Origin of the sequence: Edwardsiella anguillarum ET080813, from assembly GCF_000264765.2 — a bacterium.
Classification (GTDB): domain Bacteria; phylum Pseudomonadota; class Gammaproteobacteria; order Enterobacterales; family Enterobacteriaceae; genus Edwardsiella; species Edwardsiella anguillarum.
This window is the reverse complement of the sequence record NZ_CP006664.1, coordinates 4,136,846-4,156,929: the sequence shown is the minus strand read 5'-3', so window position 1 is coordinate 4,156,929 and position 20,084 is coordinate 4,136,846. Positions and strand designations below refer to the sequence as shown.

25 protein-coding genes are annotated in these 20,084 nt (G+C 50.6%); 22 read left to right on the top strand and 3 right to left on the bottom strand.

Features of this window, described 5'->3' with window-relative positions; genetic code table 11:
- The 19 genes from ETEE_RS18540 to ETEE_RS18455 all read left to right on the top strand — a co-directional run bounded on the left by ETEE_RS18540 (position 1) and on the right by ETEE_RS18455 (position 14,629).
- Positions 1-582: a hypothetical protein gene (locus ETEE_RS18540; protein WP_034165319.1), complete on the top strand. Its 582-nt coding sequence runs from the start codon at positions 1-3 to the stop codon at positions 580-582.
- Positions 582-986 (top strand): head decoration protein, encoded by a 405-nt coding sequence (locus tag ETEE_RS18535; protein ID WP_034165321.1) that lies wholly within the window; start codon positions 582-584, stop codon positions 984-986. The genes ETEE_RS18540 and ETEE_RS18535 overlap by 1 nt, the downstream gene beginning before the upstream one ends.
- Before the next feature lie 130 nt (positions 987-1,116).
- On the top strand, positions 1,117-2,166 hold the full coding sequence (locus ETEE_RS18530) for a major capsid protein (protein WP_034165323.1): 1,050 nt from the start codon (positions 1,117-1,119) through the stop codon (positions 2,164-2,166).
- A 1-nt stretch (position 2,167) separates the two neighbouring features.
- A complete protein-coding gene (locus ETEE_RS18525) occupies positions 2,168-2,506 on the top strand; it encodes a hypothetical protein (protein ID WP_225865080.1) in 339 nt (112 codons plus the stop codon).
- A 4-nt stretch (positions 2,507-2,510) separates the two neighbouring features.
- A complete protein-coding gene (locus ETEE_RS18520; RefSeq protein WP_034165325.1) occupies positions 2,511-2,870 on the top strand; it encodes a head-tail joining protein in 360 nt (119 codons plus the stop codon).
- A complete protein-coding gene (locus tag ETEE_RS18515; protein ID WP_034165326.1) occupies positions 2,867-3,412 on the top strand; it encodes a hypothetical protein in 546 nt (181 codons plus the stop codon). The genes ETEE_RS18520 and ETEE_RS18515 overlap by 4 nt, the downstream gene beginning before the upstream one ends.
- Before the next feature lie 3 nt (positions 3,413-3,415).
- Positions 3,416-3,607 (top strand): DUF2635 domain-containing protein, encoded by a 192-nt coding sequence (locus ETEE_RS20550; RefSeq protein WP_071881935.1) that lies wholly within the window; start codon positions 3,416-3,418, stop codon positions 3,605-3,607.
- Positions 3,604-5,106 carry a phage tail sheath subtilisin-like domain-containing protein gene (locus ETEE_RS18510; protein WP_034165327.1) on the top strand — a complete coding sequence of 501 codons (1,503 nt, stop codon included), beginning with the start codon at positions 3,604-3,606 and terminating at the stop codon, positions 5,104-5,106. Before ETEE_RS20550 ends, ETEE_RS18510 begins: the two co-directional genes overlap by 4 nt.
- A 3-nt stretch (positions 5,107-5,109) precedes the next feature.
- Entirely contained in the window at positions 5,110-5,481 is a 372-nt protein-coding gene (locus ETEE_RS18505) for a phage tail tube protein (protein WP_034165328.1), read from the top strand.
- A 1-nt stretch (position 5,482) separates the two neighbouring features.
- Entirely contained in the window at positions 5,483-5,761 is a 279-nt protein-coding gene (locus ETEE_RS18500; protein ID WP_034165329.1) for a phage tail assembly protein, read from the top strand.
- A gap of 141 nt (positions 5,762-5,902) precedes the next feature.
- The gene (locus ETEE_RS18495) at positions 5,903-7,708 is read left to right on the top strand and encodes a transglycosylase SLT domain-containing protein (protein ID WP_034165330.1); all 1,806 of its coding nucleotides are present in this window, start codon (positions 5,903-5,905) and stop codon (positions 7,706-7,708) included.
- Positions 7,709-7,887: 179 nt separating this feature from the next.
- The gene (locus tag ETEE_RS18490; protein WP_034165331.1) at positions 7,888-9,288 is read left to right on the top strand and encodes a DNA circularization protein; all 1,401 of its coding nucleotides are present in this window, start codon (positions 7,888-7,890) and stop codon (positions 9,286-9,288) included.
- Entirely contained in the window at positions 9,285-10,370 is a 1,086-nt protein-coding gene (locus ETEE_RS18485) for a phage baseplate assembly protein (protein WP_034165332.1), read from the top strand. The genes ETEE_RS18490 and ETEE_RS18485 overlap by 4 nt, the downstream gene beginning before the upstream one ends.
- Complete coding sequence (locus ETEE_RS18480) at positions 10,367-10,951, top strand: phage baseplate assembly protein domain-containing protein (RefSeq protein WP_034165333.1); 585 nt, start codon at positions 10,367-10,369, stop codon at positions 10,949-10,951. Before ETEE_RS18485 ends, ETEE_RS18480 begins: the two co-directional genes overlap by 4 nt.
- A complete protein-coding gene (locus ETEE_RS18475; RefSeq protein ID WP_034165335.1) occupies positions 10,948-11,385 on the top strand; it encodes a phage GP46 family protein in 438 nt (145 codons plus the stop codon). Before ETEE_RS18480 ends, ETEE_RS18475 begins: the two co-directional genes overlap by 4 nt.
- 1 nt (position 11,386) lies before the next feature.
- Positions 11,387-12,529: a baseplate J/gp47 family protein gene (locus ETEE_RS18470; protein ID WP_034165336.1), complete on the top strand. Its 1,143-nt coding sequence runs from the start codon at positions 11,387-11,389 to the stop codon at positions 12,527-12,529.
- Positions 12,526-13,119, top strand: coding sequence for a YmfQ family protein (locus tag ETEE_RS18465; protein ID WP_034165337.1), 594 nt, complete (start codon positions 12,526-12,528; stop codon positions 13,117-13,119). The genes ETEE_RS18470 and ETEE_RS18465 overlap by 4 nt, the downstream gene beginning before the upstream one ends.
- 56 nt (positions 13,120-13,175) lie before the next feature.
- Positions 13,176-14,099 carry a hypothetical protein gene (locus ETEE_RS21720; protein WP_051905111.1) on the top strand — a complete coding sequence of 308 codons (924 nt, stop codon included), beginning with the start codon at positions 13,176-13,178 and terminating at the stop codon, positions 14,097-14,099.
- A 2-nt stretch (positions 14,100-14,101) separates the two neighbouring features.
- Positions 14,102-14,629: a tail fiber assembly protein gene (locus ETEE_RS18455; protein WP_034165338.1), complete on the top strand. Its 528-nt coding sequence runs from the start codon at positions 14,102-14,104 to the stop codon at positions 14,627-14,629.
- A gap of 37 nt (positions 14,630-14,666) precedes the next feature.
- Here the strand turns inward: ETEE_RS18455 and ETEE_RS20540 are convergent, their stop codons facing one another.
- The 3 genes from ETEE_RS20540 to ETEE_RS22130 all read right to left on the bottom strand — a co-directional run bounded on the left by ETEE_RS20540 (position 14,667) and on the right by ETEE_RS22130 (position 17,239).
- Positions 14,667-15,746 (bottom strand): acyltransferase family protein, encoded by a 1,080-nt coding sequence (locus ETEE_RS20540; protein ID WP_158407655.1) that lies wholly within the window; start codon positions 15,744-15,746, stop codon positions 14,667-14,669.
- A gap of 639 nt (positions 15,747-16,385) precedes the next feature.
- Positions 16,386-16,538, bottom strand: a complete 153-nt coding sequence (locus ETEE_RS20535) for a Hok/Gef family protein (RefSeq protein ID WP_071881934.1) — start codon at positions 16,536-16,538, stop codon at positions 16,386-16,388.
- 182 nt (positions 16,539-16,720) lie between these two features.
- Complete coding sequence (locus ETEE_RS22130; protein WP_034165339.1) at positions 16,721-17,239, bottom strand: hypothetical protein; 519 nt, start codon at positions 17,237-17,239, stop codon at positions 16,721-16,723.
- Between the two features lie 23 nt (positions 17,240-17,262).
- On the opposite strand from ETEE_RS22130, the gene ETEE_RS21705 reads away from it, so the two are divergent.
- From ETEE_RS21705 to tssC, 3 genes are all read left to right on the top strand, one after another.
- On the top strand, positions 17,263-17,475 hold the full coding sequence (locus tag ETEE_RS21705; protein WP_174434940.1) for a hypothetical protein: 213 nt from the start codon (positions 17,263-17,265) through the stop codon (positions 17,473-17,475).
- Between the two features lie 513 nt (positions 17,476-17,988).
- Positions 17,989-18,486: a type VI secretion system contractile sheath small subunit gene (tssB, locus tag ETEE_RS18435; RefSeq protein WP_034171959.1), complete on the top strand. Its 498-nt coding sequence runs from the start codon at positions 17,989-17,991 to the stop codon at positions 18,484-18,486.
- Between the two features lie 33 nt (positions 18,487-18,519).
- Positions 18,520-20,067 carry a type VI secretion system contractile sheath large subunit gene (tssC, locus tag ETEE_RS18430; protein ID WP_038631670.1) on the top strand — a complete coding sequence of 516 codons (1,548 nt, stop codon included), beginning with the start codon at positions 18,520-18,522 and terminating at the stop codon, positions 20,065-20,067.
- Positions 20,068-20,084: the final 17 nt, after the last annotated feature.

The following is a 20,084-nucleotide window of genomic DNA, read 5'->3' as shown; positions in this document are numbered from 1 at the left end:
ATGGCGAAGAAAACTTTTAATTTCGCTCACCTAATGGGGTTTGGAAAGTCAGCCTCGGAGAAAGATGAGGACAAAAAATCCAAAAAAGCGAAGGCTCGTAAGGCAGAAGAAGACGAGCGTGATGAAGACGCCGAGGACGACGAGCGTGATGAGGACGCCGAAGACGACGAACGCGACGATGATGCTGAAGATGACGGTGATGATCCGGATGCATCTGAAGACGATGATGCCGAAGACGACGGCGACGATCGCAAAGAAAGCAAAGCCGCGAAAACTGCCCGCGTCGCCGAGCGTAAACGCTGCTCTCGTATCTTTGGTAGTCAGCATGCAGCAGCGAATCCGTCACTAGCTGCGTCTCTGGCATTCAACACAGGGATGAGCTCTGCAGCTGCGATTAATATTCTGGACTCTACCGTGCCGGCATCACAACCAGCTATGTCGCGTAAGCGTTCGCTCGACCAGCGGATGCAGGAAAGTCACCAGGTCAGACTTAATCCGGATGGCGGACAGAAAGAGAGCGGTAAGTCTGCGCTGGTAAGTAAAATGACCAGTCTCTACAACTCCACTCGGGGGGAAAAATAATGGATCAGTTTGGTCAGAATGCATTTGCGCCCGGCATGAAGAGCGCATTGTTTGTACCGGATCAGCTCGTAGCTGGCACACTCCAGCTGGTAACTGACACCGGGGTCATTACTGGGGGCGCGTTTAAGCGTGGCACTGTGCTGGGGTTGGTGACCGCCAGTGGCAAATATACGCAATGTGTGAAAACAGCTGAAGATGGCAGCCAGGCACCTGTGGCTATTCTGGCTGATAATGTTGATGCCTCATCGTCTGATCAGAACGGTGGCCTGTATCTGATGGGTGAGTTTAACCAGCATCGAGTGATTTTTGATAACTCTTGGACAGTTGCCGATCTGAAAAAATCGCTCCGCCCGCTGGCTATCTTCCTGAAGGACAGTGGCCAGGCACCTGTAACCACCTCCTGAGAAACACCCCCACAGGTGTGGGGCATGCCCTGATTTCCCTCATATCTCTCCTGACGAATGCTTTAACCGGCAGGGATTTGATCATCTAAATTTTTGCCAGCGCTTGGCTGGCACTATCAAGAGACTGAATATGCAAAATATTTATGATACCAGTGTGCTGGTGCAGGTCGTTCCTAACCTGAAAACCAGTCAGAACTGGTTGCTCGATCGCTTCTTCCCGAATGTCGTGACTTACGAGACTGAAGAAGTGGCGATCGATGTTGATGTTGGCCTGCGTCGTATGGCGCCGTTCGTATCCCCACTGGTGGAGGGTAAACTGGTCGAATCCCGTAAATACCAGACCAACACCTTCAAACCGGCTTACATCAAAGATAAGCGCGCGCCGGATCTGCGTAAGCCTATCCGCCGCCAGATTGGTGAGCGTATTGGTGGGGAATATACCGCCGCCGAGCGCGAAATGCTGAACCTTCAGTTTGAAATGACTGACCAGATTGACATGATCAACCGTCGCCTGGAGTGGATGGCTGCCAGTGCGCTGGTATCCGGCACCGTTACCGTAGCCGGGGAGGGCTATGAAACTAAAGTGGTTAATTTCGGGCGTTCTCCTGATCTGACCATCACCCTGAGCGGATCGGATAAATGGCCGCTGACCGTGGCCGCGGGTACTACCAACACCCAGCCTTCGGACGATATTGAAATTTGGCAGACTACTTTCCTGAAAGAGTCCGGCTCTGTCGCCACGGATCTGGTATTCACGAATAAGGCATGGCGTGCATTCCGACTGGATACCACCATCAAGGATAATGCCATCACGTTCCCGGCATTGAGCCCGTTTGGTAACCAGATCAACGCCGGCCCACAGGCGACGAAGGGCGCTATCTACAAAGGGCGTTGGGGCAACTTTGATCTCTGGTTATATAACGACTGGTTTATTGACCCGCTGGACAACGTCGAGAAACCCATGATCCCCGATGGCGCTGTCATTATGAGTGGTGCCGATCTGATGGGTACCCGCGCCTTTGGCGTTATCCTGGACCCGGCATTCAACTACGGTCCATTGGCCTATGCGCCAAAATCCTGGGTGAAAGAAGATCCGGCCCAGCGTCTCATTTTGATGCAATCATCACCGCTGGTCATCCCGAGCCGGGTAAATGCATCCCTCTGCGCAACGGTGGTGTGATATGGCAAAAAAAATAAACAATCCGGTACCTGTCTCCGATGATTTGAATGCCGAAGGTATTGTCCCAGAAATGGGCGCATCTGCTGATAAGCTGAATGCTTCAGTGGGCGCCGGAGAGCGTGATGATGTTGATGTCATCATGGATGATGAGCCGGAGTTCGTCGTACTGAAGGGCAACAGCATCCGTCACAATGGCGAGGTCTACCGGGAAAATAGCACCATTCCGGTCGCTGGCCAAGACGCAGAACGCCTGCTGCAGGCGGGAATTATTGCCGACGTTCGCGAACTGCGCCAGCGCGCGCTGGCTTCTCAGTCATCGGTCACTGTCACGGCGGGGTAATGTCATGGGCGTGGACTGGGATTTACACCTCCTGAGCCCGCTGCATGGCATCTTTGGCGATGAGCAGGAGTACCGCCCCAGAAACGGCGCTCCCTTTCTGATTCACGGCATTTTCGACCGTGGTTACGCCCAGGTAACCGAGAACCTGGACGGTGATTCAGCGATCAATACCACGAGCCCGGTGCTGGGGGTGCGAGATGCGGAGTTTATCGACTCCAGCAGGCAGCTCCCCGCGGTGTCCGATCGTGTGTTCGTCAGAACCGTAGGCGGAAAACCGATAAATCAGCTGTTCGTTGTGACCAACGTTGAACCGGACAGCCATGGCGGATCAAAACTTGTACTTAACGTAGTGAAACAGCGATGAATGCTTCAGATATTCGAAAGATGGTAGTCGTAGCGCTTACTGGCACTACTGATGCGGAGGATCGTGTCTTTTCCCCGCGTGACTGGCCAACGTCATCGGTAGTTTATCCCGCTTTACTGATTCAGACTCCTTTCGACCATAAAAAGGCGATGGGGCGGAGCACGCCGTCGTTTACCACTGTAACGACCGTCCGTATTACTGGCCGGGTTCAGGAGTATGACGGTGAAACGGATGATGATGGCGCTATGCGCGCAGAGGTCGCTCTGGAGGATCTGCGTGAACAGGTAGAGCGAGCTGTTATCAACAGTTATGAATTGACCCGGAAAATACAAAAGTACGCCGAAGTTCGCTCAACGATCAACGTTGATGCCGATGGCGAGGCTCATATGGGGCAACTGCTGTATGAGATTGATATCGAACATTACCAGGGGCCGGAAGATTTCTATCCGGTTGAAACGGCTCCTCTGGAGGGGATAGATATCACGATCGTAATGCCGGATGGTGCCCCGCAGACTGGGGTTAGTATCAACCTTCAGGAGTAAATCATGTTTGTAAAACCGAATAATGGGCTCAGCGTTCGCTGTCCCATTAAGGGATCCCTTTTGCCGAAAGATGGCGCAGAGGTCCCGGATAATACCTTCTGGCGACGTCGCTTAAGTGATGGCGATGTGGTTGTCGTGAAGTCGAAAGCAACTGCAAAAACGGATGCGAATAAAAAACCGGGAGGTGCTGAATGACGGTTCCATTCGCTCGAGTGCCTGATAGTCTGCGCGTGCCGCTTTTCTATGTCGAGTTTGATAACTCGATGGCGAATAACGCCACAGCCACGCAGCGTACTCTGCTGATCGGTGGGATGCTCGCTACTGGTACGGCAACCGCCGGTATTCCTGAGCGTGTATCTTCTGATGACGCGGTCGGCGAGATGACTGGGAAGGGAGGCATCCTGCAGAGCATGATGACGGCGTATCAGAAAAATGATACCGCCGCCGAAATCTGGATCCTTCCCCTGGTAGAAGACCCTGATTCCATGGTTGTTGCAACAGGTACCGTCAAAGTGACCAGTGCGCCAACGGCAACCGGGGTCATTTCGCTGTACATTGCCGGCGAGCGCATTCAACTGACTGTGGTGGCGACGGATACGGCTGCTGCGATCGCCACCGCTCTGACCGCGGTGATTAACGCAAAAACCACGCTTCCGGTAACTGCCAGCGCAGCTGCCGATACTGTCACCCTGACGGCAAAAAACTTTGGTTTTATCGGCAACAATATTGATATTCGTCTGAACTATCTCGGTTTTCCTGGTGGGGAGTCCACGCCTACTGGTATGGAGCTGACCATTACGGCTATGAAGGGTGGCGCCAGTGCACCGGATATCACCGGTGCGCTGGCCAACCTGCAGGATCGGACGTTCGACTTCATCGTTAACCCTTATGACGACACCACGTCACTGGATGCGATAAAGGCGTTCCTTTCAGACGTTGGCGGTCGCTGGGCATGGGATAAGCAGTTGTATGGCCATTCATTTGGCACAACTACCGGAACGTACGCACAGCTCGGAACGAAAGGCGAGGTACGAAATAACCAGCATGAAACGCTGATGGGGGTCAATAAGTCGCCGTCGCCCCCTTGGGTATGGTCTGCCGGGTACACCGGCGCTGCGGCGGTCAGCTTACGTAATGATCCGGGGCGCCCTGTGCAGTCACTGTCTATCCAGGGGGTTCTGGCTCCGGCACTACAGGATCGCTTTGAGATCACCGAGCGCAATAACCTGCTGTACAGCGGTATTTCGACGTTCACGGTTGATGATGATGGCACGGTGCGCATTGAAAACCTGATCACGACCTACCAGAAGAACAGCTACGGTGATACGGATGATAGCTACCTTGAGGTCGAAACGCTCTTCAGCCTGATGTTTGTTACCCGCTACCTGCGCACGGCGGTAACTAGCAAATTTGGTCGCATGAAGCTGGCGGCCAATGGTACCCGCTTTGCCCCCGGTGCTGCGATCGTCACGCCGAATATCATCAAGGCTGACCAGATTGCGGAGTATGGCAACCTGGTGTGGAACGGGTATGCACAGGACAAGGCGGCGTTTGCCAAAAATATCATTGTTGAGCAGAACGCCAAAAACCCGAACCGCGTCGATGTTCTGTGGCCGGGAACCCTCATAAACCAGCTGCGTATTTTTGCGCTGCTCAACCAGTTCCGTACGCGGGCTGAATCAACAGGAGCATAAGCGATGGCAGGTAATACGACTAACCGCCTGGCCGGAACCGCGTACGTAACGGTGAACGGGGTGACGGTGATGGTGGAGGGCTCGTTTAAGTATCAGCCATCCAAAGTTAACCGCACCACTCTGACGGGGATGGATGGTGTGCACGGGTACAAAGAAAAACCTGTGGCGCCGTACATTTCCGCACGGCTGCGCGATAGCGGTGGGACTAACGTTCTTGGCTTTAACGAGCAAACCAACGTCAACATCGTTGCTGAGCTGGCAAATGGTAAAACGATTATTGGTGAAGGGCTCTGGACGGTAAACGTTCAGGAAGTGGAGAGCGAAGATGCGGTGTTTGATGTTCGCTGGGAAGGCCGGGAAGTAACGGAGAACTAAGATGGCAGAAATTGAACGAGTCAAAACTATTACGCTATCGGTTCCGCTTGAAGATGTGGTGCAGAAAACCCGCTATGAGCAACTGGAGCTGAAAGCCCCGACGCTCAGCCAGGCAGAGCAGTTTTACGAAAAACAGGCTGCCTCTACCTCATTGGCGGCCATGCGTCTGCTTATCTCGCTGGTGTCTGGTACACGTGAAAGCGTGCTGCAGCCGATGGACTTCATTGATTTTCGCAAGTGTGAGGAGTACCTGCTCAGTTTTTTGACCTGGAAGCCCTGACAGCCTGGCAGGAGGATGCAGCTGACGTCACGTTTTACTTTCGCTGGACAGAGGATAGGGCGTGGGGGATGACTCACGCCCGATTGAAATGGTGGGTAGCCCAGGCATCCCGTATCAACAAACTCAGGAAACCTGAAGACGATGAGTAATGTCTTTGATTTTGAGGTAGTGGCCAATGATCAGGTCAGTGATGCTATTGACCGCATTAACGAGGCCATTCGTGCTCTTGAGCCTAAGCTCGATAAAACGAGAGAAGGGCTTCAGTTAGGTGGGCAGGAGACAGTTGATGGGTTGAATGGCTTTATCTCGCGTTTTGAAAATCTGTCTAAAGCGGCCAGAGATAATGTGCAGCTTATTGGGGATATGGTTCCTCCCTTGAAAATGGTAGGGGAGTTATCTGGCAAGTTGGGAACACTGGGGATTGTTGGCGCTGTCGGGTACGGGCTTAAAAAGGTTGCTTATGGCTTTCGTGAGGCGTCCAGAGAGGCATATAACCTGGACGTTTCCGCGAAAAATGCGGGTATGCGTGTTGAGGATTTTTCCCGTCTGGCTGGTGCGATGCGAGTCTTAGGTGCCGATAGTGAAAGTGCCAATACATCCATTGACGGGGTGGCGAAGACGCTGAAAGAGGCTGCCAGTGGCGCTAATGGTCAAGTTCTTGGCGCTCTTGTGCAGATCGGGGTCCAGATACAGAAAAATAATGATGGCTCTGTTGATACGCTGAAAACGTTACAGGATATCGCTCAAGTGTTTCCTACATTACGGCCTGAGCAGCAGAAGTCAGTTGCTGATGCCCTTGGGCTCACACCAGAAATGTTGGCGTTAATGCGCGAAGGTGAGCGCATGAAAACGCTCCTGGCTAAATCTGATGAGATTGGGCTGACCATCGATCCTGAGCTCAATAAAGAGCTCGGTGACATTAATGGCACGATGAATGAACTCAGCGCCTCATGGGATGGTTTGTGGCAGCGTTCAAAGAATAAGGCGCTGAAAGCGTTACTCTCTGATGGGTCAGTGAAAGATGGTCTGGAGGGGGTTACCGATCTTTTAACCAACGGTGATCTAACCGGATTATCGCATGCAGCTGGTTTTGTTAGTACTGAAAATACAAATAAAATACGTAAAATACAAGGAGATAAAGGGTTTTATAATAGCCTTCCTTGGAGTGATCGGGCGATGGTTAATGCAGGCCTTATGACTGATGGCGTCAGAAAACAATATGATTCACACTATCGCGCAACAGATCTTGCTCAACAGTTGCAGGGGGATATAGGTGCTATTAGCCGCCAACCGGTTTCTAGGGGAGATTACTCACCATATAATCAGGGGGGGAAGTATGACAGTATTCTTGATGAGGCTGGCAAAAAATATGGCGTTGATCCCCGCCTGCTAAAAGCCATTATGACCCAAGAATCACGTGGTAACCCTAATGCTGTAAGTAGTGCTGGTGCCCAAGGGCTTATGCAGATAATGCCATCAAACTTCAGGGCTACAGGAGTCACAGATTGGAGAGATCCGCGGCAGAACATAATGGCTGGCGCACAGATTCTGTCTGAAAATCTGAAAAAATCTGGCGGGGACGTTCCACTTGCACTGCGTTACTATAATGGTGGGTATGATACTCGAAGGTGGGGACAGCAAAATCAAGCGTACCCAGTAACTGTACTTGGTCATTATCAGCGGATCATAGGAAGGGAATCCAATCAAAGTGACGCTCAATCAGAGGGGGGCGCCGATGGACGAAAAAGGGAAGGTGGTATTATACAACCAGCTTTGCCAGAAGGAGGCGATAGGCAAGTGTTTGTAGATAACATTACTCGTTCATTCAAGAGTGCCATGGAGGAGCAAAAGGTGAAGCTTGAAATCACGATGGTAAGCGATAAGGGAAAACGCAAAACTTATAACGTTGAAAATAATGGCCGAATAACAACGGCGATGAACTATTAGTGATGGCCGTTTCTGATGTAATAAATATTGACTATAGCTTGGTTGTGATAAAAACGATAGATGGCCGCACGTTAATTATTTCTAAATCTCAAGATAGGTTTTCAGTGCGTGAATGATTTTATTAGTTAATTGAATGTAAAAGCTGTCAATCTGGCAGCTTTTTTGTTTGTGGGGAGAATATGCCAATTATTCAGGATGTAATTACCTCCCTAATGGGGGGCGGTGTCAGTGATGACTGGCAGAGTAAACTGCGCGCCAGTTCGTTTCGCGGAGTTCCGTTTGCCGTCGTTATGGAGGAGGGTAGCCATGGACGTCGTCAGGCCGTGCATGAGTATCCTTATCGTAATTCCGCCTGGATTGAGGACATTGGCCGTGGAGTCCGCCGTTTTGTTCTCCGTGGATTTATTATCCAGAACAGTCAGATCTATGGTGGCGGGGATGTTATCACTCAGCGCCAGTCATTGATTGCTGCCTGTGAAACAAAGGGAAGCGGCACATTGGTTCATCCGACGCTCGGTGAATTAACCGTTTCCATTCCAGAGAATGGTTTACGTATTTCTGGCTCACAAGAAAACGGAAGAGTATTTGAGTTCACCCTAATAGCTATTGAGTCAGGACTTAAAGTATTCGCTATCACGGACAGTACCACGGCAGGTGATACGGTAAATACTAACTACCTGAAGCTGGTTAGCTCGACGCTCGCCAGTACGCTCACTAGGATAAAGGGAGAAATCCGCGGTGTTACGCAGGCGATTAACATTATTAAAGGTACCGTCACGTTCTGGGCTAGCATGGTGGACAGCACCATCAGTGAAGTTACAAATCTCAGCAACGTCCTGAATTCCACCTTTGGTAATACCCGATATGGTCGTTACAACAAGGGCGCGGTCGGCGGCAGCGCTTCTGCTGTTTCCGGTAATGCGTCAACCAGGGATGTAGGGGACGATCATGCTCTCGCGAATCAGGTGATCGCGCAATCAGTGATGGACCGGAAAAACATCACTGATACGGTGGAACACCTCAACAACGCCTCGGCCCCGGATGACTTTGTGCAGGGGATCGCCGATGTCGTGAATGCCATCATTGTCAGTGCCGGCAGTATGAATGACCGGATTTCAGCGCTGGAGAAACTGGCCAATGCCATTAGTACGGAATACCAGCAATCCGACAGCAGCAAGGCGATATCATCCACTATAAACACACTGATCGTTGTGTTGTGCTCGGGGGCCATGACCCGCGTGGCTGCCGATGCCAGCCCGACCAGCCGCGATGAGGCTGAAGCGATAACGCAGCGGGTCTCCGTTCAACTTGATACGGCGCTGATACTGACTGGAGACCGTGCTGAAGATGGTATGTATGGGGGCCTGTTTGCCGTCAGATCTTCCTTCTTGGCTACGATGAGTGACCGCGCATCTGGACTGAGCGAGCTGATTCAGGTCACGATGGCTCAGCCTCTTCCTGCGCTGACGCTGGCTAACCGACTGTATCAGGATGCCATCCGTGCGGATGAACTTGTGCAGGAGGTCCGCGTTCCGCATCCGGCATTTATGCCAACAACTATGAAGGTATTAAGGCAATGAGTGCAGACAGCGATCAGGACGTCGTCTCGCTGACGATCGGCGGGAAAATCATTGAGGGTTGGGATTCTGTCCGGGTGACTCGCGGTATCGAACGGTTTCCCTCAGATTTCGATCTCGGCCTGATGGATTACTTCCCCGGTAACGATAAGCGTCAGCTTGTGGAAGAGGGGATGCCATGTTCCGTCCGTATCGGGAATGATCTGACACTGACGGGATATGTGGATGACTGGGAGTCGTCAATATCGCGCTCTCGCCACGAGGTGCGCGCGACAGGGAGAAGCAAATGCCAGGATCTGGTGGATTGTTCCGCCGAGTGGCCCAATAACGTCATCAATGGCGGTAATGCGCTGGAAATCGCCATGCGGCTGGCGTCGTATTACGGCATCAGTGTCTCGGCGGATGTGAGTGACTTGATTAAGGTTCCGCAGTTCACGCTTAACTGGGGGGAATCACCACAGGAGATTATCGAGCGGGTAGCGCGTTGGTCAGCCCTGCTTTATTACGATCAACCTGATGGTAACCTGCTGTTGACCCGCGTCGGTACGTATCGTGCCGCCAGCGGTATTGCCGAGGGTGTGAACGTTGAGCTGGCATATTACCGCAAATCGATGGCTGACAGGTTCTCTGACTACGTTGGCGTATCGATGGGCATTGCCCCGGTAGCCGGATATTCGCCAGATATGGCGTATGACTCTGTGACCCTGGCGACAGCTGGGGATCCGGAAGCTGCCCGCATGCGCTACCGGAAGCACATTTCCATTATTGAAAGTACGATGATGGCATCACAACAGGCACAGCGCGCTATCGAATGGGAAATGAATCGCCGGTATGGCCGCTCAAAGTTGCTAACCGTGACGATCGATTCCTGGCGGGATGAGGGCGGTAAGTTGTGGGAACCTAATACCCTTATCCCGGTGAATATACCGACATTCCACCTACTGGATACCGAGTTGTTGCTGGCCGATGTCACTTACATGCGAGATGACAACGGGACGCATGCGCGCATGACACTGATGCCGCCGGAAGCGTTCGCTGTTCAGCCATACGCCTTCTACCAGCAGCTTGCGGGGTTTAATACATGAATCAGCTATTCAGGCGAACGGCCGCCCGGATCTCCGGCATGCTGGGCATTGGCCGGGTAACCGTGCAGAAGGACGGCGGTGTTGTGCAGACCCTTCAGTACCAGACGCCGCTTGAAGTTGCCAGCGCGCCGCGGCTTGCCGAGTTTGGCTTTTCCTCCGGGCTGCCGAAAGGCACCGATGTGGTTCTGGCCTTTATTGGAGGTGACCGCTCAAGTCCGGTGGTCATTGCCACGAATCACCAGGGATTCCGGCGTACTGGGCTGAAAAATGGCGAAACCGTTATCTACAGCCAGTGGGGGCAGGAGGTGCTGTTGACCAAAGATGGGGTATTTGTCGACGCGAATGGCAAGGATGTAGAAGTCAACAACGCCACAAACGTGACCATTAATGCCAGCGAGGGGATTCTGGCAAACACCCCACTTCTGAGATGCACTGGCGATATTGTGGACAATTGCGAAACCAACAGCAGAACGCTGAAAGACCTGCGGGAGGCACACAATGACCACAATCACCTGGTTAAAAATACCCAGAGAGGCAATGACAATATCTACAGTGAAAAAACCGATGAGGTGGTGACATGAGTGACATTGCCTCTTTCTGGAGTGTGGATGAGATGGTTGCCGACTGGAGGGCAGGCCCTGGAGCGCTCACTACAGGGTACGATTTACAGACCGCGATATTGGATAGCTTGTTTACCGACCGGCTGGCGCGCGCGGATGATGATTATGAAGACAACGATCGCCGTGGCTGGTGGGGGGATTCAGGCGATGAATCGCAGCTCGGATCCCGGCTGTGGTTACTCCGAAGGCAGAAACTGACGACTGACGTGGCGAAAAGAGCGGAGGAATATGCGCGCGAGGCCCTTGCCTGGCTTAAGGATGATGGCGTGGTCAGCGATGTTATCCCTACTGCGCAGATCGTCATGCCGAACCGCCTGAACCTCACTATCCGGTATCTGGCACCGGGCAAAGACTGGCAAGAATTCAGGTTTTACTGGATATGGGAGCAACGATAATATGCCGTTTAAACGACCGACACTCAGCGAACTGCGTGACGGAAATCGGAAGTTTATGCAGGCGGAATTGGAGGATGTTGGCGCGCTACTGCGCTTCGCTAACTTGAAAGTGCTCGCCGACATGGATGCCGGGATGGGGCATCTGCACTATGCCTACTTAGACTATATTGCCCTGCAGACTACCCCGTTCACTTCTACCGATGAGTTTCTGGCGGGGTGGATGGCTATGAAGCAGGTTTTCCGTAAACCAGCCATGGCCGCGAAGTCACAATCGGCACAGGCCACCGGTGCCGCTGGCAGCATTATTCCGGCTGGCACGATCCTGAACCGTGGCGACGGTTACCAGTACCGCACAGACTCAGAGCTAAAAACCCAGGCAGATGGATCTGGTGTTGTACCAGTGACTGCCATACTGCCTGACATTACCAACGATGTAACAGGCGGAGGGGCGCGCGGCAACGCTGATGCAGGGACCATGCTGACCCTAGACGCCAATATTGCCGGCGTGGATCCGCAGGTAACGTTATTGTCTGCTGCAACTGGTGGGGCGGATATTGAAGGCGAAGACGAATTCCGCCGCCGTGGCCTGCTGGCGTGGCAGAATCCGCCACAGGGCGGCAGCGATACCGATTATAAAAAATGGGCGCTTGAAGTGCCTAACGTGACCCGTGCGTGGGTAAAACGGCGCCTGAATGGGGGAGGGACCGTTGGGGTGTATATCATGTGTAATCGGAATGCCAGCGGCGGGTTTCCAGTCGGCTCCGACGGGATATCACAATTGGAGGACTGGGGGGCTGTCAGAGCCACCGGGGACCAGTTGGCTGTCGCCGATCACATCTACCCTCAGCAGACTGACACAGCGATCGTTTTTGTGTGCTCTCCGATCCCGAAAATTATCGACGTCGAAATTGCAGGGCTCAAGAATGCTGACAGCGCCACTGTACAGGGCATCAGGGATGCGCTCGCCGCGTTGTTTTTTGAAGAGGCCAATCCTGATGGCTCCGGTAAGGTCTATCTCTCGGATATCAACAAGAGCATTGGAGATGTTAACGGAACGACGGGTTATATCCTGAATTCTCCGACTGCCAATATTGCGTTTGCAGTTGGCGAAATTCCGGTGTTGGGTGAGGTGCGCTTTGTATGAGCCTCTTTTCGAAAGATGATTACGCCGGTGCACTGGGGGCGCTACTGCCTACCGGCAGGGCGTGGCCTAGGGCGTCAAAAACAGTTCAGTCGGCGGTTTTGCGCGCTCTGGGAAGGGCATTCCAGCGTTCGGATGACGATGCGGTAAATCTCATCTCCGGGGCATTCCCGCCCACTGCGACCAGCATGCTTCCTGAGTGGGAGGCTACGCTTGGTCTTCCGGATGACTGCTCCATCGGTGAGATCGATGGTGTCAGCGATCGCCAGCGCATGGTGGTGGCAAAGCTAATCAGTACCGGCGGCCTGAACCGGGATTACTATATCCATATTGCCGCAACGCTGGGGTATATCATTACCATCACTCAGTTTCGCCCCTCGATGTGCGGTATGTCTGCGTGTGGTGATGCCCTGAACGGTGATGAGTGGCCTTTTGTCTGGCGGATCAATGCGCCGGAAACCACCATTAAATATGCGCGGTCTGGAGCCTCATATTGTGGTGATCCCCTAGCTTCATGGGGAAATAAGCAATTAGAGTGTGCGCTCACTAAAATTGCCCCCTCTCATCTGCATCTTATTTTTAGTTACGTATAACCGATTGTAATAATGAATATTTTGTATTTTATCGCTTAATATAGTGAGGATGACTTATGCTCAGAATCGGGCAGGTTGAATCTACAGCAACACCAGGTGGCCAGTATACGGATGGCAATGTTGCTGGTGGCATCGCTGCAACACGACTGCGTGCCGCTGCTTTTAATGCCATACAAGAGGAGTTGGCTAACATCGTAGAGTCAGCTGGAATATCCCTCTCTCCTGATGATTCGAATCAGGTTCTTACAGCATTAAATAAACAGTTTCAAGCCAGTGACGCCACCTTAACGGCGTTAGCAGGCCTAGCGACAGGCGCTAATAAACTCCCGTACTTTACCGGGACAGACACCGCCGGTCAGACTGATCTCACTCAGGTCGGGCGGGACATCATCGGTAAAGCCAGCACTGATGCGGTTCTACAATACCTTGGTTTACTGGAAACGATAAGTCAGGCAGCTAACGCCATCCCAAAAACAAGAACCGTGAATCGTTATTCACTGGAATCAGACCTTACTTTAACGGCGGATGATGTTTCAGCATTTGCTCTGGGGCAAACAGGGGGGAGAGTAGCTAGCGAGGATGCAGTGCCTTGGAATGCGTCAAGCGGGGTTTATGAAGCAACTCTCCCTGGCGCATCGTGCCTTATTCTTCATTTCAATATGGGGGTGGGCAGTTGCCCTGCTGTACAGTTTAAAGTGAATCATGGAAATAGAGGGATTTATTACCGCTCTGCGCGTGATGGTTATGGTTTTGAACATGATTGGGTTGAACTAATGCCAGCCACAAAAACAGTTCAAGATATTCGATTCTCAGCTCGTGAGGGTTCCCAAATATGGCGTGGGATAGGATATAGTGATCAGCCACCTTATGTAATTACGGGGGTTGAAAATGGTAACCGCGATGACTTCCCCGATCAAGTCTACCGTCGAGCACTACAAAAGCTTATTAATGGAACATGGTATAACGTAGGGGGGCTATAATAATGCTGCATCTAAAAAACTTAACCCAATACACGCCAGTGGCCGATAAACAAAAAGAAATAGCCGAACAGTACCATGCTATTTTTTGGCAGGATGAGTCGGGGGACGACTGGTATCAAGCAATTACACAGTGTCGGCCTGATACCTTTAAAGTGAAATACCTTCCCAATGGAGTCATTTGCGCTATTGATAAAGACGCAAGTGCTATTTGCCCCGAGGGTGGCAGTGTCATAGAAATGGCGTCATTACCGGATGGTGTCGATACCCATGGTGGCTGGCAGTTTATTGACGGGAGTATTGTCCCTCGGATATATACTCTGGCCGAACTGATAGCACAGGCCAAGCAGAAGAAGCAAGGCCTGCTGGCCGAAGCCGCGAAAGCCATTGCCCCGTTACAGGATGCAGTCGATATTGGCGAAGCGACACCCGAGGAAGATGTGAAATTGAAGATCTGGAAAAAATTCAGAGTAAACGTTAACCGGGTAGACTCAACGAAATTGCCTGTGGTTTTCCCACTCATACCAGAATGAAAAGAACGCCCACAATAATGTGGGCTTTTATTTTATGCTATGGCAATTTTGACTTCAGGAAATTTGTTAATGACACTTCTATATATCTATAAGTGAAGTGTGATATCGCAATTGATGATAATACAGCAATCATAAACCAAAAATAGGGGTGATTTGCTCCATCAACCCTTTTAAATATGGCACTACCAATTGGATTGTGTAATAAATAAAGTGAATACGAAATATCGCCAAGATATACGAAAGCAATTGTAAATCTTGATGTCGCTTTCTTATACAAAGCCAATGATAATATTATGAGGCCAATAATTACGCTTGCTAATATATCAAAGGGGGAAATAATCCTAATATATACCAAGATGACAAGGAAAATTGCTGCTGGCAAAAAACTATATTTTAAATAGTTATGCTCGCGTATGTTATTTTGAATTTTGAGATATAATAACCCAAATATTACACCGACAACAAATTCAAGAGCTATCGGGTTTGTAAAAAATCCATAGCTCGCATAATCAAAATGATAACCAGATACGCTTAGTGTTGGCGTAAAGCCAAGCAAAGCGGGTATAATTTGCGTCAGTGATATAAACCACACCAATAAAAAAGTCAGGCGAGACCTGAATAACATGCACACTGCAAAAACAAAATAAAAATATATTTCGTAATTTAGTGTCCATCGTACATTATACATCCCGCTATCATCTATATAATGCGGTGATACATTATTATCATACACAGTAAATGTTAATGCGCTAATTAAGTTTTCAATTTTTTGTGAATAGTGAAAGGTGCTCATTGCCCCACCAAGCAAAAAAGCAACGAGTAAACCAAAATAATACAATGGGACAATGCGGAGTATTCTGTTTTTAGCGAATAGCTTAAATGATTCAACACCTTTTTGGTACTTGCTCGTAGAGCAAGCTATAATAAACCCACTGAGAACAAAAAATATATTAACACCTATAATGCCAGGGGATAGTAATTGCTCCCAAAAATCAGGCGTCATAGCCCCATTGTCTTTCAAGAAAAAACGATAATGAAAAAACACCACTAACAAAGCAGCTATTCCGCGAACAACTTGTAGTGATGTTAATTTCTTATCATTGTTTTCTACCATCATACTCGTCCTAATTAAACGCATAAAACAATAAAATTGTTTTTTTATTATATATAAATACACAAGTGCTTTCCACTGGAAAATCATCTGTTAATAATTGATGTGAATTTAAACAAAACATATAAACATAGCGCAATGAATGCGCTGTGTTTATTCTGATATCGCGGTATATAGGCCAGCCTTATTTTTTCAGATGGGGTAATATGTCTTCTACTAAAGGTGCCTCCTTCATAACTACTGGATGTAAAGGGTTCTAACTGCATGAAAGATAAAATTATTTTTTATCATGTTATTATGAAAAAAATACGTTATTTCATTGATAATAAAAGGAATAACGCACGATTTAAAATCCCTCGGCGTTCGCGCTGTGCGGGTTCAAGTCCCGCTCCGGGCACCATGACAAAATGGTATAAAAATCAAAACGATATGTTTTGTTATTAAGCCACCGCAAGGTGGTTTTTTTGTGTCTTAAATTTGTCCAGTGGCGATGAAATGGCGATAGGGTGGTGACGTGCCATGCTATGTATAAACAGAAAAGCCCGCGGGTTTCCCTGCGGGCTTTTTGTATTACTGAGGTTTGGGTGCCTTGGGGCCATGCGTTCGACAATGCGATCGGGGCGGCGAACCGCCCCTGTCGCTCACTTACTCGGATCCGTAGGCCATGTGAGCCACTATCTCCACTTTGCCGCTTCGGAAGCTAACGTCGCAGAGATTTTGCTTTGTCAGCAGCAGTACGCCTAATAGCGTGATACTGATAACGATTAGCGCAATGAGCACTGGTTTTTGTGGCTCCATAGCCAACCTCTCCTTGCCTTTCGGCGAGTAAGTGGGCTATCCTCACGTTGTTGAGGCATGAGAGAAGCTCCACGTTGATTTATCGTCAGGTGGGGCTTTTTCTTTGCCTGCCGGTTGCCCGGACAGACAAGTCCAAGGCACCCGCGGCTAATCTATCGCCTTTCCCTATTCTGCGCAAATAATCACCACATACGCATCCTGCCGCCGCGTAGTCCACTGCCGATTTCACGTGAGTTTCGCACCTGATGCCGCTGTGCCCTCACGGTCGTTTTGCGCGATCGTCCTGTGATCATTTTTGCAATTTTCCAATGCGTCCCAAAAAATGCGTAGACCGCACTCTGTAAGGTTTCCCTCGTTTTGTCGCTGAGTGGCGCGATCCCGATGCGATCGTCTAAAACTGCAATGAACTGAAAAGCGTGAAATTTTGGAACCTTCCCAACCCCCCAGTGCAGGCGTGGGTTGGTGGGGAATTTTGGGGCAGGGGGTATCCTGCATTCTTTGACGATGAGACCGTGGGTTATTGGCGTTCGCTCAGGTGGTTCGTGGGTGGCTATCTCGCCGGATAATGAAGAAAATTCCAGCTTCACGCAGGCTCTTACATGTTTGGATGAAATTTTATATCTGGTCAGCAATTTGATTGTCTTATTGGGGATGCTGCTCTCCTCCGAAGAGTGTGGGCTAGCCTGAATGGTGTTATTCATTTTGCTTCTCCTTTACCGGGAGAGTGCGAGTATTTGTTGATCATCCGCATCACTTCCTTTTCAATTGTCTCCTGCAGAGCCAGAGCCAGAGCCAGAGCCAGAGCCAGAGCCAGAGCCAGAGCCAGAGCCAGAGCCAGAGCCAGAGCCAGAGCCAGAGCCAGAGCCAGAGCCCGCGTCCATCCTCGTCTATCCTGGCATCGCTGAGTCGCTCAATCCGCGGGCGCGCGTCGCGCTAAATGGGCCGTCGCTGATGCTACGGATGGTCTTCTTTTGCCCTGGGTTTTCGCCTGCCTCGCATCCTCCCGCTGTACGACCCCAGCGCTTTCCCTGAGCGCCTTGACGCGATCGATCGCTACGTCCGTCCGTTATCTCTCCAGGCTTCGCCAGATCTGAACTTCTGCTTTGCTACGGGATGCTCTATGCTGCAGGATAATGCGCGATCTGATCCTTCAACTCAGTAAAAATTCGAGTTATTCAATACAACCCATTAAAACACAATGTGTTTGTCATCAGCGTCCACAAATAAATAGTCAATAAATATAAAATTAATAAGCCTGGTATTCTTTTTTATGAATTTTCGATAAAGTATCAGCGCTTCTGATAGAGCGCCAACAATAAAAAATAGAAAGTCTGAAAAATATAATCGATGCTTGCTTTTGTCGTTGAAGTACTGATTAATGCTTAGACTTTAATCTAGACGGCGCTGGGCGATTTTTTGCCCCGTTATTTATATAAATAGGATGGGGTGTATGGCAGGAAGTTTCCAGAACGAAGTGCCAAAGGCGCGCATTAATCTCAAACTTGACCTGCATACCGGTGGCGCAGGCAAAAAGACTGAGCTCCCCTTGAAGTTGCTGATCGCGGGTGACTTCAGTAATGGTCAGGCGTCTGCACCATTGTTTGAGCGCGAAAAGGTTAATTTAGATAAAAACAATTTTGACGCAGTGCTTTCCGAGTATTCCCCAAAGGTTAATCTTACCGTTAAAAACACCCTTGCTGATGACGCTGGCGAAGATAATATCAGCCTGAGATTCCAGAGCATGAAGGATTTCTCTCCAGAGCAGGTTTCACGGCAAATTCCCCAGCTGAAGGCCATGCTTTCCATGCGTAATTTACTTCGTGATTTAAAGGCGAACCTGCTGGATAACCAGACTTTCCGAAAAGAGCTGGAAAAGATTCTGCTGGATCCGGCGTTAAGCGCAGAGCTCAGGAGCGAGCTATCCGCTCTGGCTCCAAAACAGCCTTAACCCCTCACGATGTTATAACGGATTAATCAAGGAATGCTCATGTCTGTACAAAATGAAAATATCGCGGGTAGTAAGAGCGAGGTGCTCGAACACCCTGTCGCTGGCGGAGTTTACGCGTCGCTGTTTGAAAAAATCAATCTGAGCCCGGTCTCCGCGCTGAGCGCGCTGGATATCTGGCAGGACGCGCAGGCGATGTCCGATGCGACGGCAGATGAGCGGTTAACGGCCGGGATGCAAGTATTTCTGGAATGCCTGAAAAAATCGGGTTCAAAAGTTGAGAAACTCGACAAAAACCTGATTGACCATCATATCGCTGAGCTGGACTACCAGATTAGCCGTCAGCTGGATGCGATAATGCACAGCGGAGAATTCCAGGCGGTAGAAAGCCTGTGGCGCGGCGTTAAATCTCTGGTCGATAAAACTGATTTTCGCCAGAATGTGAAAGTTGAACTGCTGGATATGTCTAAAGACGACCTGCGTCAGGATTTTGAAGACAGTCCGGAGATTATCCAGAGCGGGCTGTATAAACACACCTATATCGATGAATACGATACGCCGGGTGGAGAGCCGATTGCGGCCCTGATTTCGGCTTACGAGTTTGATGCCTCTGCGCAGGACGTTGCCCTGCTACGCAATATTTCGAAAGTCTCGGCCGCTGCCCATATGCCCTTTATCGGCGCGGCCGGCCCGAAATTTTTCCTCAAGGATTCGATGGAGGAGGTGGCGGCCATTAAAGATATCGGTAACCACTTTGACCGCGCCGAATATATCAAGTGGAAATCCTTTCGCGAGACGGACGATGCCCGCTATATCGGCCTGGTAATGCCGCGCGTGCTGGGCCGTCTGCCGTATGGCCCGGACACCGTGCCGGTGCGCAGTTTCAACTATGTGGAAGAAGTGAAGGGCCCGGACCACGACAAATATCTGTGGACCAACGCCTCGTTTGCCTTCGCGGCCAACATGGTGCGCAGCTTTATCAACAACGGATGGTGTGTACAGATCCGTGGCCCGCAGGCTGGTGGTGCCGTTCAGGACCTGCCAATCCATCTTTACGATCTGGGCACCGGCAGCCAGGTGAAAATCCCGTCCGAAGTGATGACCCCGGAAACCCGTGAATTTGAGTTCGCCAATTTGGGTTTCATTCCTCTCTCTTACTACAAGAACCGCGACTACAGCTGCTTCTTCTCGGCCAATTCCACCCAGAAACCGGCGCTTTACGACACTGCGGATGCGACGGCCAATAGCCGTATCAACGCCCGTCTGCCGTATATCTTCCTGCTGTCACGTATTGCCCACTACCTGAAGCTGATTCAGCGTGAAAATATTGGCACCACCAAAGACCGTCGTCTGCTGGAGCTGGAGCTCAACACCTGGGTGAAAGGTCTGGTCACCGAAATGACCGATCCGGGCGACGAGCTGCAGGCGTCCCACCCGCTGCGCGATGCCAAAGTGGTGGTCGAGGACATTGAAGATAACCCGGGCTTCTTCCGTGTGAAGCTGTATGCCGTCCCGCACTTCCAGGTGGAGGGCATGGACGTCAACCTGTCACTGGTCTCTCAGATGCCGAAGGCGAAATCATAAGCTAAGGCAGGAAGCCG

Bases quoted from the DNA above. Each gene is read 5' to 3' on its own strand.
- ETEE_RS18540 (WP_034165319.1), top strand. From the start codon at position 1: ATGGCGAAGAAAACTTTTAATTTCGCTCACCTAATGGGGTTTGGAAAG.
- ETEE_RS18535 (WP_034165321.1), top strand. From the start codon at position 582: ATGGATCAGTTTGGTCAGAATGCATTTGCGCCCGGCATGAAGAGCGCA.
- ETEE_RS18530 (WP_034165323.1), top strand. From the start codon at position 1,117: ATGCAAAATATTTATGATACCAGTGTGCTGGTGCAGGTCGTTCCTAAC.
- ETEE_RS18525 (WP_225865080.1), top strand. From the start codon at position 2,168: ATGGCAAAAAAAATAAACAATCCGGTACCTGTCTCCGATGATTTGAAT.
- ETEE_RS18520 (WP_034165325.1), top strand. From the start codon at position 2,511: ATGGGCGTGGACTGGGATTTACACCTCCTGAGCCCGCTGCATGGCATC.
- ETEE_RS18515 (WP_034165326.1), top strand. From the start codon at position 2,867: ATGAATGCTTCAGATATTCGAAAGATGGTAGTCGTAGCGCTTACTGGC.
- ETEE_RS20550 (WP_071881935.1), top strand. From the start codon at position 3,416: ATGTTTGTAAAACCGAATAATGGGCTCAGCGTTCGCTGTCCCATTAAG.
- ETEE_RS18510 (WP_034165327.1), top strand. From the start codon at position 3,604: ATGACGGTTCCATTCGCTCGAGTGCCTGATAGTCTGCGCGTGCCGCTT.
- ETEE_RS18505 (WP_034165328.1), top strand. From the start codon at position 5,110: ATGGCAGGTAATACGACTAACCGCCTGGCCGGAACCGCGTACGTAACG.
- ETEE_RS18500 (WP_034165329.1), top strand. From the start codon at position 5,483: ATGGCAGAAATTGAACGAGTCAAAACTATTACGCTATCGGTTCCGCTT.
- ETEE_RS18495 (WP_034165330.1), top strand. From the start codon at position 5,903: ATGAGTAATGTCTTTGATTTTGAGGTAGTGGCCAATGATCAGGTCAGT.
- ETEE_RS18490 (WP_034165331.1), top strand. From the start codon at position 7,888: ATGCCAATTATTCAGGATGTAATTACCTCCCTAATGGGGGGCGGTGTC.
- ETEE_RS18485 (WP_034165332.1), top strand. From the start codon at position 9,285: ATGAGTGCAGACAGCGATCAGGACGTCGTCTCGCTGACGATCGGCGGG.
- ETEE_RS18480 (WP_034165333.1), top strand. From the start codon at position 10,367: ATGAATCAGCTATTCAGGCGAACGGCCGCCCGGATCTCCGGCATGCTG.
- ETEE_RS18475 (WP_034165335.1), top strand. From the start codon at position 10,948: ATGAGTGACATTGCCTCTTTCTGGAGTGTGGATGAGATGGTTGCCGAC.
- ETEE_RS18470 (WP_034165336.1), top strand. From the start codon at position 11,387: ATGCCGTTTAAACGACCGACACTCAGCGAACTGCGTGACGGAAATCGG.
- ETEE_RS18465 (WP_034165337.1), top strand. From the start codon at position 12,526: ATGAGCCTCTTTTCGAAAGATGATTACGCCGGTGCACTGGGGGCGCTA.
- ETEE_RS21720 (WP_051905111.1), top strand. From the start codon at position 13,176: ATGCTCAGAATCGGGCAGGTTGAATCTACAGCAACACCAGGTGGCCAG.
- ETEE_RS18455 (WP_034165338.1), top strand. From the start codon at position 14,102: ATGCTGCATCTAAAAAACTTAACCCAATACACGCCAGTGGCCGATAAA.
- ETEE_RS20540 (WP_158407655.1), bottom strand. From the start codon at position 15,746: ATGATGGTAGAAAACAATGATAAGAAATTAACATCACTACAAGTTGTT.
- ETEE_RS20535 (WP_071881934.1), bottom strand. From the start codon at position 16,538: ATGGAGCCACAAAAACCAGTGCTCATTGCGCTAATCGTTATCAGTATC.
- ETEE_RS22130 (WP_034165339.1), bottom strand. From the start codon at position 17,239: ATGAATAACACCATTCAGGCTAGCCCACACTCTTCGGAGGAGAGCAGC.
- tssB (WP_034171959.1), top strand. From the start codon at position 17,989: ATGGCAGGAAGTTTCCAGAACGAAGTGCCAAAGGCGCGCATTAATCTC.
- tssC (WP_038631670.1), top strand. From the start codon at position 18,520: ATGCTCATGTCTGTACAAAATGAAAATATCGCGGGTAGTAAGAGCGAG.